Consider the following 14,177-nt stretch of genomic DNA (forward strand, 5'->3'; position numbering starts at 1 on the left):
CTCGTTGCGTCGTCTTGTGACATGACCCCTCCCGATTACGCAGTGAGTTTCTTAGACTCCTTGAATGTCAGCCGGTGACCGTCACGACGATCCCGACCAACTCCTGCCGCTGGCGGTGTCGCGCCCATCCGAGGCCCTGGCGGCAGCCGCCATGGTGCTGGCGGAAACTCCCGACCCGCGGACCGCATCGATCGCTCGTCAGGCGCGGGCGATCGTCCTGCGCGACTCCGGCCACCAGACCGAAGCGGTCACCGAACTCCGCCGCGCGTTGCGCCTGGCCAAGAGCTCCGCCGAGCCCGAACGCATCGCGGACGTCCAAGCGACCCTCGGCCTCACGCTCGGCCTCGGAGGCAAGCACGTCGAAGCGCTCACCCTGCTGGAACAGGCGATCGCGAACACCAAGGGCGCTGCCGCGGGAAGGGCCTTGACCCGACGTGGATACCTGCTCCGAGTCCTCGGACGGTACGACGAAGCGCTCTCCGACCTCCGCCAAGCCGTCATGCTCCTGCATCGCGGTGGCGACCAGGTCTGGGAGGCTCGCGCACGCACCCACCGATTCCTGGTGTACGCCGCCCTGGGACAGGCTGCCCATGCCGACCGGGACCTGGTGGTGGCGGAGCAACTGTCGGCTGCCAACGGTCAGGAACTCGAATCGGCCATGCTCGTGCACAATCGCGCCGACGTGGCGTTCCAGGCAGGCGACCTGCCCGCGGCGCTGGGCTTCCTCGACGAGGCCGCGGCGCGTTACACGGCATTGCAGACGGAGTGGCCGAGTCTGGCGATCGACCGCTGCGCCGTACTGCTCGCCGCCGGCCTCGCAACCGAAGCTGTCGCCACGACCGAACAGGTCCTGCGCGACCATCTGCGTCGCGATCCGGGCGGGACCGGCACCGCCGAACTGCTGTTCGCCGTGGCACAAGCCGCACAGGCCGCCGGACGACCAGCTCTCGCCGAGGAACGCGCTGTACAAGCCGGTCGGCTGTTCCGCCAGCAGAGCCGGAAGGGCTGGCTTGCGCGGACGACGTACCTCACGCTCCAGGCACAGTACGACGCCGGTCAGCGTGGTGATCGGCTCTGCGCCGAGGCCCAGCGGCTGGCCGATCAGCTCGATGAGTTCAGCTCCCCGGACGCACTCTCGGCGCACCTTCTGGCCGGCCGCCTCGCTGCAGACCAGGGACGCGGGGCCGACGCCGAACGGCATCTCGCCCTCGCAGCGCGCTTCCGTCACCGCGGTCCGACGTTCGGGCATGCGGCCGGTTGGCTGGCCCACGCGCTGCGGGCCGAGGGACGTGGCGACACTGCTGCGACCCTGATCGCCTGCCGGCACGGTCTCGATGCCGCGGCCGATCACCAACGCTCCTTGGCCGCACCAGAGTTGCGTGCCCACGCTGCGACGTACGGCGTCGAGCTCGCTGCCCTGGCGCAGCGTCACGCCGTACGACGGAACGACGCGCGCATGCTGTTGCGCTGGAGCGAGCAATGGCGCGCCGGTGCGCTCGCGTTGCCGCCGGTCCGCCCTCCCGACGATCCCGAACTGGCGGCTGAGCTCACCGCGCTGCGCAACGCGGCTCGACGCGTCGAGGCCGCTCAGCGAGCGGACGAGGACACCGATCGACTCCAGCTCGAAAGGAGCCGCCTCGAGTCCTCCATCCGGGCCCGAACCAGGCGGCTCGGCAACAGTTCCGGCACCTCGACCGATCCGCGTCGCCGTGATGATGCGGCTGACCTCGGCACGCTGATCGACGGTCTGGGAGAACATTGCCTCGTCGAGATCACTGCGCTCGACGGCGTACTCCATGCGATCACGGTCGCCGGCCGACGAGTACGCATGTATCCGATCGGCCCGGTCGAGGTCGCCGTCCGGGAGCTCGATCTCGCACTGTTCATGCTGCGCCGGCTCGCGCACGGTCGCGCGCACTCCGGAGCTGTCGAACGAATAGACGCGGTCGGTCTCCGGCTGCAACAGGTCCTGCTGGGACCGGCTGCCGCGGATCTCGGCGACGGACCCGTCCTGATCGTGCCGCCGGCGGCTCTGCATGCGGTGCCCTGGGCGATGTTGCCGACGTTGAGACCGGCCCCGGTCGTCGTCGCGCCGTCGGCGTCGATGTGGTTGCGGGCCGGGCGCCTGCACCCGCCGCGAGAACGCCGCGTCACTCTCGTCGCAGGACCTGGTCTCCGCAGCGGTGACGACGAACTGCGGCAGATCAGAGGCAACTATCCGACTGCGGACGTCCTCGCCAACGGGGAGGCCACTGCCGACAAGACCTTGGCCGCGTTGGACGGCGCCTGGACCGCACACATCGCGGCCCACGGACGCTTGCGCCGCGACAACCCGCTGTTCTCCGCGTTCGCTCTCGACGACGGGCCACTGACTCTCTACGACCTCGGCAGACTCCGCCGCGCGCCGCTGCGACTGGTCCTGTCCAGCTGCGAGTCCGGCGTTGCGGCTCCGATCGGTGCGGACGAGCTCCTCGGCGCTGTGTCCGCGCTCGTCCCGCTCGGTACGGCGAGCCTGCTGGCCAGCGTCGTACCGGTCAACGACACCGCCACCGCTGGGTTGATGGTCGATTTCCACCAGCACTTGCGCGCCGGGGCCTCCTTCGGCGTCGCCCTCCAGAAGGCCCGGGCCGGCGTCGGCGACGACCCGGTCGCGGTCGCGACTGCCCTGTCGTTCGTGGCTCTCGGCCGCTGACGCGGTCACAGGTTGATCCACGAGGTGATCACCGGGCTGCCGTCGGCCGACCGGCACCGGATCCGCACCGGTCCGCTCCGCCTCTGGTCGACCAGGAAACGTCCGAGGTCATCCAGCGGCAAGGTCTCGCGGCGGCCATCGCCGTACTCGAGCTCGCAGCCCTCCGGCGATGCACCGATGACTTGCCCGATGACAGTCAGCTCACCGTCTTCCGGCACGATCTCCAGCTCGACCCGGACACCTCCGCCTTCGAACGACAGCAGGCGGTCCGAGGCCTCTGTACGCCGTACCGCGTCGTACTCCGGGGTCGACCCGGCGGAGTCTGCGATCAGCTCGGCCAACTGCCCGTCGAGGTCGTGCAGGCCGATCGCTTCGTGCGCGGCGGCGGTGATGTCGCCGGGCATCGGGTCGGCCTCTGCTGCGACTCGCTTCAACCACGCCAGCAGTGCGTCGTCATCATGGTCGGCGTTCATCTCACTGATCACCGCCAGGCTCCGCGGCCGTGGACTCGAACGGATACGGGTCGGCCGCCATGATCTCGCGCAGCGCCGCGAGACAACGCTTACGGGTCGGGCCGATGCTCCCCACGGGCATGTCCAGCGCCGACGCCACCTCGGTGTAGCTGGGCGGCGGATCGGTCATCAACACCCGCAGCAAGGTCTGGCACCGTGGCTTCATCGAGCGGAACGCCCGCCACAACGCGGCATCCTGCTCTCTTCGCAGCAGCGCGTCGTCGAACGGATCGGCGTGGTCCGGCAGATCGTCGAAGATCTCCAGCACCACCACCTTGGACCGGCGCCGCAACGCCGCCAGGCATTCGTGCCGCATCGTGGTGGCCAGCCAGCTTCCGATGCTCTCGGGCTGCCGAACGGTGTCGACACGCTCCACCAGCCGGAGCCAGGTGGTCTGGATGGCGTCCGCCGCATCGTCCTGGCTCAGCCGCATTCCGCGGGCGATATGCCACAGAAGATTGGTGTAGCGATCCGTCAGTGTCCGCCAGGCGACCGGGTCGGCGGAACGCACCAAAGCGACGAGCGCCTGATTGTCGGCATGCCGTTGCTGGTCCATCGCCCGCCCCCCACGGCATTCTCGCCGAGGTGGGCGACGCAGTCCACAGCCCGCACGCCTTTCGCGGTTCCTGCCGCGCGCCGGGAGTAAATGGGTGGTGAAAGTACCTGTCGCCATCTCCGCCTCCTTCCGATCGACGTGATGCCGACAAGAGCCCGGGACCCGGATTCTGATACCGAAAGGTATTTACCGAGCCGGCCGATTCTCTGACCTCAGAACGCACTGCGTAGGGAGGAGAAATGACTACACCGAACGGGAATCCCGGCCGCGAGAGCTGGTGGACCCGCCTCGGCACCTTGGGCCAGACTCTGACGGCCCTGATCGGGCTGCTCGCCGCCCTGATCCCGATCCTCGCGAAGACCGGGCTTCCCGGTCAGGACGGTGACGTCACCAAGGCCGACGCGATCGTGACGACCGCGCCGTACGTACCGCCGCCCACGTCACCGCCCACGTCGCCGAACACACCGCCGACCCGGACGACGACACCGCCCGAACAGCCCGATCCGATCAATCTCACCGTCTCCGACCAACTCACCGAAGGCGCGCTGGAAGAGGTCATCGTCATCAGCCTCGAAGGAACGCGGGTCGCCACGCTGCACGCCACCAGTGCACAGCCCGTGGTGAGCCGGCGGGTCACCGCAACGAAGCCGGGAAACTACAGCTACGTGGTCGACGCCGCCATGACGGTGTACGACGAGATCGGCGACGTACAGGTCATCGAGGCCACCGGCCGCGGCAGCGTGATGATCGACGAAGGAACCCGCCTCGACGTCTACGTCCACCAGGAAACCAACGGCCTCAGCCTCTCCCTGCAGTCAGCCGCCCCCTGACGGGCATGCTGGACTTTCCGGGGTGGGCGCAGTTCCCTTGGAGGGTGGATCGGGTCGATCGGGGGTTGCATCGGCGGCACGAGGAGTTCCTCGAGGGTGGGGAGCAGCACGTGCGGGGGCTTGTCGCGGCCTCCTGGGGGCGGTCCATCGCGGCAGGGCTGGATTCCGGGACGGCGGCGCCGTTCGCGTTCCGGGCCGACGAGTTGGCGGCGTACCGGGCCGAGCATCCACTCGCCGCGGTCTTCCCGATGCTGTACGACGTACTGGGCCGGGCCGCTGAGGACAGTGACAGCGTGATGGCGATCGGTGACAGTGACGGACGGCTGTTGTGGGTGTGCGGGCGTCCCGATGTACTGCGCGCCGCGGACGGCATCCACTTCAGCGAAGGCGCGTGGTGGGCCGAACGACAGGTCGGCACAAACGCCCTCGGTACGTCGCTGGAGGTCGCCGGGCCGGTCCAGATCCGGTCGGCGGAACACTTCACGCTCCTGGTCCAACCGTGGTCGTGCGCCGCCGCGCCCATCTACGACCCGGAGACGCATCGAGTGCTCGGCGTCGTGGACGTCACGGGCGGCGCCGATGCCAGCTCACCCCAGTCGCTGGCCCTGGTACGCGCCGCCGCCCGCATGGCCGAGGCCGAGCTCGGCCGGCTGACGATCCTTCGCAGAATCACCGGTGACTCGGGCCATCGAGTGCACATCTCCGCCCTGGGCCGACCGGACGCCGAGGTACGCGTGGATGACCGCGACCTCCGGCTCAGCCGGCGGCACAGCGACATCCTCGTTCTGCTGGCCGAGCACCCTGAGGGCCTCAGCGCGGAGGAGTTGTCGGACGCGCTCTACGGCGCGGCGGATCACCGGTCCTCGCTGCGAGGCGAGGTCACCCGGCTCCGGGCCCTCCTCGGCGCCGACATCGTCGAGTCCCGTCCCTACCGGCTGCGCCGGGACATCGCCGCCGACTGGCTCGAGACCGCCAACGACCTCGATTCCCACCTGCTGTCGTCAGCGCTGCGGCGGTACGTCGGCCCGTTGCTGCCGCAGTCCGACGCCCCCGGTGTCGTTGCCTCCCGCAACCGTCTCGAGAACCGGATCCGGGCCGCCGTACTGCAGACCCAGGACGTCGACCTGGTCGTGGCATGGACCCGTTCGTACGCCGGGGTCAACGACCTGGCCGCGTGGGAACGCCAACTGACCTTGCTGTCGCCGACCTCTCCGCTGTGGCCGGCGGCCCAGTCCGAGGTACGGCGCCTCCGTACCGACTACGGCCTGAACGCGGCGGGGACCGAGGGCTGACCACCCCCGATCCCCGGCGAACGTCAGAAGACGCGGATCGCGATCTCGGCCGGTGCGGACAGCAGACCGTCGATCTCGTCGTCCAGCTTGACCAGGGTGACCGAGGCACCGGCCATGTCGAGTGACGTGCAGTACTCCCCGACGTAGTTGCGCCGTACGTTGATGCCCCGGTCGGTGAGCACCTGGTGGGCGCGGCCGTAGAGCAGGTACAGCTCGCTGATCGGCGTTCCACCGAGGCCGTTGATCATCAGCGCGACGTTGTCGCCGGACTCGTACGGCAGGTCGGACCGGACCGCCTCGAGCATTTGATCGATGATCTCGTTGGCCGACGCGAGCTTCTCGCGACTACGCCCCGGCTCGCCGTGAATACCGACGCCCATCTCCATCTCGTCGGCGCCGAGGTCGAAGAGCGGGGAGCCCTTGGCCGGCGGCGTACAGGCCGTGAGCGCCATCCCCATCGTCCGGGTGACCGAGTTGACCTTCTCGCCGATCCGGACCAGCTCGTCCAGGTCCGCGCCTTGTTCGGACGCCGCGCCGACCGCCTTCATCACGAAGAAGTTGCCGGCCACCCCGCGCCGGCCGACCGTGTACGTCGAGTCCTTGACCGAGACGTCGTCGTCGATGATCAGCGTGCGGACATTCAGACCATCGGCCGCACTCATCTCCTGCGACATGTCGAACGCCATCCGGTCACCGGTGTAGTTGTTCACCAGTAGCAGCACGCCCTTCTGCGACGCGAGCAGCTTGGTGGTCTCGTACACGTACTCCATCGGCGGCGCCGCGAACACGTCACCCGGACAGGCGGCGTCGAGCATGCCCTTGCCGACCGTCATCACGTGGGCCGGCTCGTGCCCGGACCCCGATCCCTGGACGATCGACACCTTGTCGTCGCGCGGCGCGTCGGTCCGCATGATCAGGTTGTACTCCGGGACGTACTTCAGGGTCTCCGGGTTGGCCAGCGCGATCCCCTGCAGCATCTCCGGCACGTAGTTCTTCGGATCGTTGACGAACTTCTTCATCGGGACTCCCTCCCCTTCCAGTTCTTCGCGATCTGCTCCATGAGCACGGCGACGGCGGTGGCCCCGGCGTCGACCGATCCACGGCTGCGCTCGCCGGTATAGGCGGCGCGGCCGCGCTTCGCGACCATGTCCACCGTGGCGTCGGCGGCTGACCGGGCGGCCACCGCGGCCCGGTCGACGATCTCGTCACTGCTCGCCCCCGCGGCGAGCGCCTCCTCGATGGCGTCGGTCATCGGGACCAGCGCGTCGAGCAGCGTCTTCTCCCCCAACTCGGCCCCGCCGCGCGCCATGATGCCCGCGACCGCGGACCGCAACATCGCCACGACGGTCGCGCCGTCCAGGGAGGTCGCCGTACCGGCGGTCATCCCCGCGCGCAGGAACCCGGTCCCCCAGATCGGGCCGGACGTCCCGCCGATCCGCGACGTCACCAGCATCCCGACCTTCTTCAGGAAGGTGCCGATGTCGGTCCGGTCCATTTCGGCGTACTGCGCCTGCAGCTTCTCGAAGCCGCGGGCCAGCGAGTACCCGAAGTCCCCGTCGCCGACCACCGAGTCCAGGTCGCCGAAGTACTTCTCGTTGGCGAGGCAGGTGTCGATGATCGTCGTCATGACGACGTCGACCTCGTTCCAGCTGTCCGTCATGTCTGCCCTCCTTGGGTTTCTTCGTGGGGTGGCCGGCCGGCCAGGCGGGAGAGCTCGGTGAGGCTGAGCGCATCGACCGGTTCGATGTCCCAGGGATCCGCGAGAACCTCGAGCCGCTCACCGCCCGGGTCGCCCAGACTGGTGACAACGAGCGCCGCCCCGGTGAAGTCCTCGTCGCGGGTGTAGCCGCTGACGGTCACGACGGTGGCCAGCCCGGCGCCGCCGGCGGCGAGCAGTCCGTTGCGCGAGTCCTCGACGACCAGGGTTTCGGCCGGATCCAGCCCGAGCTCCTTGACGGTCAGCTCGTAGACGGCCGGATCGGGCTTCTTCCGCGGTACGACGTCGCCCGCGAACACCGGGATGGTGGCCGCCACCTCGGCACCAACAGCTCCGGCGAGAACGGCGCGAACTGACGGCTCAGCCGACGTCGACGCCACCGCAACTGTCCACCCGGCCGCCAGTGCGTCCATGATGATCCGTCGTACGCCGGGACGCGGTGGGATGATCCCAGCGGCGACCAAGTCGGTGAACGCCTTCGTCTTGGCCCGGTGCCATGTCGCCACAACCTCGGCGCGCTCCTCGGGCGTCGCAGGCGACCCGGCCGCGCGCCACACCTCGGGGTCGTCCAGCACGGTGGCCAGACGCTCCTTGCCGCCGCCGATCCGCAGCAGCCGGCCGTACTGCTCGACCGACCATCGCACCGGCAGCCCGAACTGTTCGAACGTCGCGTTGAACGCCGGCAAGTGCCCGTCGCGTTCGGTATCACCCAGTACGCCGTCGCAGTCGAAGATGATCGCGGTCATGCCCGGCCGCCGCTGCCGAAGATCTCGATGTGCTCGGCGGCCATGGACTTCACAGCCGCGTGGATGTGGGTGAACAACGACGGCGGGTCCCATTTGTTCGTGGCCCGCGCCTGCTCGAGGTGCTCCAGCGACGACGTCATGTAGGCGACCTTGAGAGCCGTCGAGATGTTCACCTTCGAGCAGCCCCGGCCGATCAGGTCCTGGAACTGCTCACGGCTCAGCCCCGAGCCACCGTGCAGCGCCATCGGGATCCCGGTCGCCGCCACGAGGTCGGTGATCCGCTGGTAGTCCAGGTTCGGCAGAGAGTGGTAGATGCCGTGGGCGTTGCCGATCGCCGGGGCGAAGACGTCGACCCCGGTGGTCTCCACGAACCGCGTGGCGATCTCGAGGGACTGACGCGCCGACTCGGTGTCCGATCCCACCCCGTCCTCGACACCGGTGATCCCCTCGATCTCGCCCTCGACATGAGCGCCGTACGTCCTGGCCTCGGCAACGACCTCGACGGTCTGGCGCTGGTTCTCCTCGACCGGGAGTGCCGACGCGTCGAACAGCACGGAGTTCCAGCCGGCCGCGAGGCACGAGCTGATCACCGCGCGGTCCGGGCAGTGGTCGAGATGCAGCGACACCGGCACGGGCACCGGGGCGACAGTCGCGTCGAACATCGCCTTGACGACGTCGCGGCCGACTGATTTCACGGTCTTCACCGACGTCTGGACGATGAGCGGCGAGCGCAGCTCCACGGCGGCGTCGACGACGGCACGCAGGCTCAGCTCGTCCACCACGTTGATCGCGGGAACGGCGTACCCCTTGGCCAGAGCCTCGTCGACGAGTTCCTTCAGGGGCGCGACAGGCATGATCCCTCCTCTCCGCGGCAACGCCACCGCTCCCTGCCAGCCTGCCTCGCCGAACGCTGCAGAAGTGCTGCACGCCTAGGCGTAGGTACTGCGCTTGAGGCGGAGCTGGGCGATCAGGCTGGCGAGAGCGAGGACAACAGTCAGGGCCGTGTACGACGTGACCGCGGGAACCTCACCGATGGGGCCTGCCAGCTGGCCGGCGACGACCACGGGAATGCCGAGCGCGAGGTAGGACACCAGGTAGATCCCGGCGACGACGCCGGCGCGTTGGTGCGGGGGCGCGAGCGGGAAGATCAGCTGGAGGGCGGCCGTGAACGCCGCACCGAAGCCGACACCGGCGATGGCTTGCCCGATGATCATGACGGCCAGGCTTCCGGCCAGGACACCGGTGATGATGCCGATGGCCCCGACGATCGATGCGTAGATCCCCCACGTCATCGCCCGCCGCGAGTCGACGCGGGCGAATGCCAGCCCGACCACAGCGGACGCGGCCGGCGCGACGAACCCCGCGAAGCCGTTGAGAAGCCCACTGTTCAGGTGGAAGACGCTGCGCACCATGCTCGGTGCGAGCCCGCCCGACAGACCCGCGAGCATCCAGACCGCGGCGACCACGGGCGCGGCCGCGGCGAACTCCCGGCGGGTCGCCGACGGAAAGGCGATGCGTGGGACCAGCGAATGCAACGCCCCGGGGACCCGGGTGACGGTCTCCGGCGACAGGACCACCACGATCGTTCCGAGGATCGTCACGATGGTCAGTACGACGAAGATGATCGAGTTCGCCGCCGGCGTGAGCTGGATCGCGAGACCGGCCAGCAAGGAGCCGAAACCAAGACCTCCGGTCAGTCCGACACTGCCCAGGATCGTGCCCAGCCGTTTCCGGTTCGGCGCCGCGAGTTCCACCAGCGCTGCGGTGAAGGCGGCCGTCGCCACACCACTGGCGACGCCTTGGATGATCCGGCCGGCGATCACCCAGCCCACGCTCGAAGCGGCGAGAAAGGTGAGATTCGAGGCGATCTGGATGACCAGGGCACCGATCAGCACCGGACGCCGGCCGATGTGATCGGAGAGCGAACCAACGGTGAGTACGGCAGCGAGGAAGCCGACCGCATAGACCGCGAACGCCAACGCCAGCAGGGACGGCGCGAAATCCCACCGCTCCTTGTAGAACACCAGCAACGGGGTCAGCGCCCCGGCCGCGAGATACAGCGCGGTGAAGGTGATCGCCGCGCCTGCCATGGCGAGGCCGGCAGGGATGGTCGGCCGCCGGCGGACAACAGGCCGCTCGGCCACCACGTGAGAGGATGACATCGGAAACTCCTTGTAAAGGACGAGGTATGGCGATCACGTTCGAAGGGGTGCTGGCCGATCGGAGCACCTGGACACTCGAGAACTGCTCGATCGCGATGACGATGGATCTGATCGGCACCCGGTCGTCGATGGTGATCCTGCGCGAGGCCTTCTACGGCACCACGAGGTTCGACGACTTCACCCGGCGTACGCGGCTGACCGACGCGATCGTGGCGGCCAGGCTCAAGGACCTGACCGAGATCGGCCTGTTCAGCCGGCGGCCGTATCGCGAGCCGGGCCAGCGGACCCGCTCCGAGTACCTGCTGACGAACAAAGGCCGGGACCTGTTGCCTGCGGTCTTCGCGCTCATGCAGTGGGGCAACAAGTACGTGCAGGACGAGGAAGGCGGGCCGCTGAGCCTGGTCGAGCGAGGCACCGGCGAGCCGGTGATCATCGGCCCGCGGACCGCGTCCGGCAAGAACCTCGAGCTCGAGGATCTCGCAATCGTCGCGAACGGCGACTGGGCCGGCCCACGGGACGGCTGACGATCAGTCGGTGATGACGACCACGCCGCTCGGCTCGCGCAGTGCCTGCACCGTGCGCTCCGCGGCCCGGTCGATGTGGATCCGCGGCTCCGCGGGCACCTGCTTCTCGTTGTACGTGCCCGGCCCGTAGAACTGTCCATAGCTCAGGACGACGCCACCCTCGGCGAGAACCGATCGCTCCAGCTCCGCGACCGCCAGGGCATCGGGTCCGTCAGGCAGCTGCCAGGCAACGGTCTGGGCCAGGATCTTCGGCGACCCGGCCCGCCGCGCGGCCTCGATCAGGTTCTGGTTGCCCTCGGTCCGGATCCTGGCGTTCAGCTCCGCATGCGCGCCGATCCGCGTCGCATCGTCCGGCAGGTCGGTCAGCTCGTTCAGGATCACGTCCGGCTTGAAGTCACCCAACGCCTGGATCAGCGCGTCGCGATCGAACACGTCGCACAGGATCGGCTCGGCCCCGAGTCCCTTCACCAGTTCGGTCTTCGCGACCGATCGTGTCATTCCCCCGACCACATGTCCGTCGGCCACCAGCCGCGGAATCAGCGCCCGCCCGATCACACCCGACGCCCCGGCAAGAAAGATCCTCATCGCTCCAGCTCCCATCGATTATTGTTCTGGATGTTCTATATCCAGAATCCGTTTCTGACTTTAGAAGCTGACTATCGAATCGTCAAGCCAGGTGATGTGTGACAGGGCTAACGCAGCACGAACCCGGTGCCGAGCGGATCGCGCGGATCCAGTGTGAACGTGGCCTGGCCGGTCTCGTAGGCGGCGCCGGTCACTTCGGTGACGACGGCCTGATGACCGTCGGCCTCGACGTGCTCCACAACCCGGCCGAGGAACGTCGTACCCACGATCGAGTCGTGCTTGAGGGTGTGGCCGATCGGCAGCCGGCCGTCCTCGGCCAGGAGCGCGATGCGTGCGGAAGTGCCGGAACCACACGGCGAGCGATCCAGTTCACCGTCCGCGAAGATCGTGACGTTGCGCTGGTGCGGACCGCTCTCGGTCCCGCCGAGGTCGTCGTACAGGATCGTGCCGTAGATGCCGTCCAGGCGACTGTCGGTCGGGTGCCGCGCCCACTGCGTGTCGTTCAGCGCCCACTTGATCTCGCGCCCGACAGAGATCAGGTCGGTGCTGTTCTTCGGCCTCACCTCGAGGCCGACCGAGGATGCGTCGACGGATGCGTAGAGGGCGCCGCCATAGCTGATGTCCGCCCGGACCTTGCCGCGGCCGATCGCGACTTCGATGCCCCGGGCAACGACGTACGCCGGGACGTTGCGGAACGAGACCTGCTCGACTTCACCGCCCACACAACTGACGCGGGCCAGGACGCGGCCCGAGGGTACGTCGATCACCACCTCGGTGTCGCCGTCCGGCGCGGCAGGGATCTGCCCGGTCCGGACAGCCCACGCGCCGAGCGCGATGGTGCCGTGACCGCACGCCGTCGAGTAGCCGTCCTTGTGCCAGAACACGACGCCGAGGTCGGCACCGTCGTCATCGGGCGGCACCAGGAATCCGCCGTACATATCGGCATGTCCCCGCGGCTCGTTGACCAGAAGTTGCCGCACCGCGTCGACCTCAGGCGACGCCTGCGCGTACGCGCGCCGTTCCAGAATCGTCTGTCCCGGCAGGTCGGGAAGGCCGCCGGTCACGATCCGGAACGGCTCGCCGGCCGTGTGGTAATCGGTCACGCTGACTCGCATCCCAGCTCCCAACCACCCGGTGGCATGTGCCACAGATTTTACTGATCGAGATCAGCGGGACTTCCAGTTGTCGGCGAGCGCGTGACGTTCGTCGGCGGGGATGGTGGTCCAGCGGACTCCGCGGATTGCGCCCTCGACGGCAAGGACCGCGTGGGCGCAGTCGTGGAAGCCGCGGGCCTCCAGCCGACGGCCGACCTCGAGCGAGCCGAGTTCGCTCAGTTGATCGACGGTCTCGAGTCCGAGTGCTTGCAGTTCTCCGGCCAGGACGGGGCCGATGTTCGGCGCCGAGGTCAGGTCGCTCATGCCCATTTCTCCAATCCGAACAACTCGATGGCATCGTCGAACGCATCCGCCAACCGGGCAAGGCGATCCGGGTCAGCGTGCCTGCCCCAGCGTCGCCGGATGCATCACCTACGGCGACAGGTCGGGTGGTCGACCCTTCGGCGGGCAGGATGTGGTGGGTTCGCGACGGAAGGGATGCGTGGGATGAAGGGCAAGTGGGCTGGGCTGCTGGCCTTGCTTGGTGCTGCGTGGATGTTGTTCTTGTTCTTCAACTCCGCCGATGTGAAGTACTCCGGGTTCGACGGCGACCCTGTGGGCGTCAAGTGCCCTGCGCTGGGCCGGCTCAGCTCCGAGACGCAGGACCTGGACGAGCCGCTCACTGAGGACGAGTCCGACGCGTTCTCGGCGTACGTGGACAAGGTTCGCGCGTCCGACGAGCCCCCGGAATATCGGCAGAAGCGGGAGGTCGATGCGCGGCAGACCATCCTCGCCGACTGTCAGCAGGCCCGCACCGACCGCGTCGCCCTCCTCATCCTGGTCACCTTCGCGACCGGCCTCCTCACCTTCGCGCAGGTCCTGCGCTCCCGCCGCAAACCAGTCGACGAGTGACGCCGCGGCGGCCGACAGCGGCTAGTGCGCCATGGTGACGAGGCCACGGCTGGCCTGGCTGCGGCTCACGGCGTGGCTGGTCGATTGGCTGTGCATTCTGGTACTGGCGTTGGCCCTGGTTCCGATCGGGTTGGCGGTGCGCGGGCTCGAGCTGCCGGTCTGGGCGCTCAACCTCGGCTCGTTTCTGCTGCTGGTTCTGCCCGCCACACTGTGGCTGGCCTGGCGGGAGTCGGCGCGTGGGGCTACGCCCGGCAAGCGGCTGCGCGGGCTGATGGTGGTGTCGGCTCGGACTGGCCGGCGAGTGTCGTTCGGGCGGGCGCTGGCGCGGAACGTTCTGAAGGTGACCGTGCCGTGGGAGCTCGGCCACACGGTCGCCTATGGGTTCGCCACCGAGGCCGAGCCCGGCGGTTGGCTGATCGTCGTGAGCATCGTGCTGTACGCCGTTGTCCTGGTCTGGATCGCAGGGCTGTTCGCCCGCGTATCGCCGTACGACGCGATGGCCGGCACTCGCGTGATCCTAACGCCTATCAATCCATCTAGTAGTTAGATTTATCG

16 protein-coding genes are annotated in these 14,177 nt (G+C 68.5%); 6 read left to right on the top strand and 10 right to left on the bottom strand.

Annotation, left to right across the window (positions count from 1 at the left end):
• Positions 1–64: 64 nt before the first annotated feature.
• Positions 65–2,692, top strand: coding sequence for a CHAT domain-containing protein (locus OG817_RS26950; protein WP_406047403.1), 2,628 nt, complete (start codon positions 65–67; stop codon positions 2,690–2,692).
• Positions 2,693–2,697: 5 nt separating this feature from the next.
• On the opposite strand, the gene OG817_RS26955 is transcribed toward OG817_RS26950, so the two are convergent.
• Both OG817_RS26955 and OG817_RS26960 read right to left on the bottom strand, forming a co-directional pair.
• Positions 2,698–3,177: a hypothetical protein gene (locus OG817_RS26955; protein ID WP_406047404.1), complete on the bottom strand. Its 480-nt coding sequence runs from the start codon at positions 3,175–3,177 to the stop codon at positions 2,698–2,700.
• Entirely contained in the window at positions 3,167–3,760 is a 594-nt protein-coding gene (locus OG817_RS26960; RefSeq protein ID WP_396395154.1) for an RNA polymerase sigma factor, read from the bottom strand. Before OG817_RS26960 ends, OG817_RS26955 begins: the two co-directional genes overlap by 11 nt.
• Positions 3,761–3,999: 239 nt before the next feature.
• Between OG817_RS26960 and OG817_RS26965 the strand changes: the two genes are divergently transcribed.
• Both OG817_RS26965 and OG817_RS26970 read left to right on the top strand, forming a co-directional pair.
• Entirely contained in the window at positions 4,000–4,590 is a 591-nt protein-coding gene (locus OG817_RS26965; RefSeq protein ID WP_406047405.1) for a hypothetical protein, read from the top strand.
• A 44-nt stretch (positions 4,591–4,634) separates the two neighbouring features.
• On the top strand, positions 4,635–5,882 hold the full coding sequence (locus OG817_RS26970; protein WP_406047406.1) for a GAF domain-containing protein: 1,248 nt from the start codon (positions 4,635–4,637) through the stop codon (positions 5,880–5,882).
• A gap of 23 nt (positions 5,883–5,905) precedes the next feature.
• Here OG817_RS26970 and dhaK read toward each other — a convergent pair whose 3' ends face one another.
• The 5 genes from dhaK to OG817_RS26995 form a co-directional block, all read right to left on the bottom strand.
• On the bottom strand, positions 5,906–6,901 hold the full coding sequence (gene dhaK, locus OG817_RS26975) for a dihydroxyacetone kinase subunit DhaK (RefSeq protein WP_406047407.1): 996 nt from the start codon (positions 6,899–6,901) through the stop codon (positions 5,906–5,908).
• Entirely contained in the window at positions 6,898–7,542 is a 645-nt protein-coding gene (dhaL, locus tag OG817_RS26980; RefSeq protein WP_396395150.1) for a dihydroxyacetone kinase subunit DhaL, read from the bottom strand. Before dhaL ends, dhaK begins: the two co-directional genes overlap by 4 nt.
• On the bottom strand, positions 7,539–8,345 hold the full coding sequence (locus OG817_RS26985; protein WP_406047408.1) for an HAD-IA family hydrolase: 807 nt from the start codon (positions 8,343–8,345) through the stop codon (positions 7,539–7,541). The genes dhaL and OG817_RS26985 overlap by 4 nt, the downstream gene beginning before the upstream one ends.
• Positions 8,342–9,199, bottom strand: coding sequence for a ketose-bisphosphate aldolase (locus OG817_RS26990; RefSeq protein ID WP_406047409.1), 858 nt, complete (start codon positions 9,197–9,199; stop codon positions 8,342–8,344). The genes OG817_RS26985 and OG817_RS26990 overlap by 4 nt, the downstream gene beginning before the upstream one ends.
• Positions 9,200–9,274: 75 nt before the next feature.
• A complete protein-coding gene (locus OG817_RS26995) occupies positions 9,275–10,507 on the bottom strand; it encodes an MFS transporter (protein ID WP_406047410.1) in 1,233 nt (410 codons plus the stop codon).
• Positions 10,508–10,533: 26 nt separating this feature from the next.
• Here OG817_RS26995 and OG817_RS27000 point away from each other — a divergent pair, with 26 nt between their 5' ends.
• Positions 10,534–11,031 (top strand): winged helix-turn-helix transcriptional regulator, encoded by a 498-nt coding sequence (locus tag OG817_RS27000; protein ID WP_406047411.1) that lies wholly within the window; start codon positions 10,534–10,536, stop codon positions 11,029–11,031.
• Positions 11,032–11,034: 3 nt separating this feature from the next.
• Here OG817_RS27000 and OG817_RS27005 read toward each other — a convergent pair whose 3' ends face one another.
• The 3 genes from OG817_RS27005 to OG817_RS27015 all read right to left on the bottom strand — a co-directional run bounded on the left by OG817_RS27005 (position 11,035) and on the right by OG817_RS27015 (position 13,034).
• Entirely contained in the window at positions 11,035–11,616 is a 582-nt protein-coding gene (locus OG817_RS27005; protein WP_406047412.1) for an NAD-dependent epimerase/dehydratase family protein, read from the bottom strand.
• A gap of 107 nt (positions 11,617–11,723) precedes the next feature.
• Positions 11,724–12,731, bottom strand: a complete 1,008-nt coding sequence (locus OG817_RS27010; protein ID WP_406047413.1) for a proline racemase family protein — start codon at positions 12,729–12,731, stop codon at positions 11,724–11,726.
• Positions 12,732–12,782: 51 nt separating this feature from the next.
• Positions 12,783–13,034 (bottom strand): TfoX/Sxy family DNA transformation protein, encoded by a 252-nt coding sequence (locus OG817_RS27015; RefSeq protein WP_406047414.1) that lies wholly within the window; start codon positions 13,032–13,034, stop codon positions 12,783–12,785.
• A 183-nt stretch (positions 13,035–13,217) separates the two neighbouring features.
• Here OG817_RS27015 and OG817_RS27020 point away from each other — a divergent pair, with 183 nt between their 5' ends.
• Together OG817_RS27020 and OG817_RS27025 are read left to right on the top strand one after the other, a co-directional pair.
• The gene (locus OG817_RS27020; protein ID WP_406047415.1) at positions 13,218–13,622 is read left to right on the top strand and encodes a hypothetical protein; all 405 of its coding nucleotides are present in this window, start codon (positions 13,218–13,220) and stop codon (positions 13,620–13,622) included.
• A gap of 34 nt (positions 13,623–13,656) precedes the next feature.
• Complete coding sequence (locus OG817_RS27025) at positions 13,657–14,169, top strand: RDD family protein (RefSeq protein ID WP_406047416.1); 513 nt, start codon at positions 13,657–13,659, stop codon at positions 14,167–14,169.
• Positions 14,170–14,177 lie beyond the last annotated feature (8 nt).

Origin of the sequence: Kribbella sp. NBC_00889 (assembly GCF_045207705.1) — a bacterium.
Classification (GTDB): Bacteria; Actinomycetota; Actinomycetes; order Propionibacteriales; family Kribbellaceae; genus Kribbella.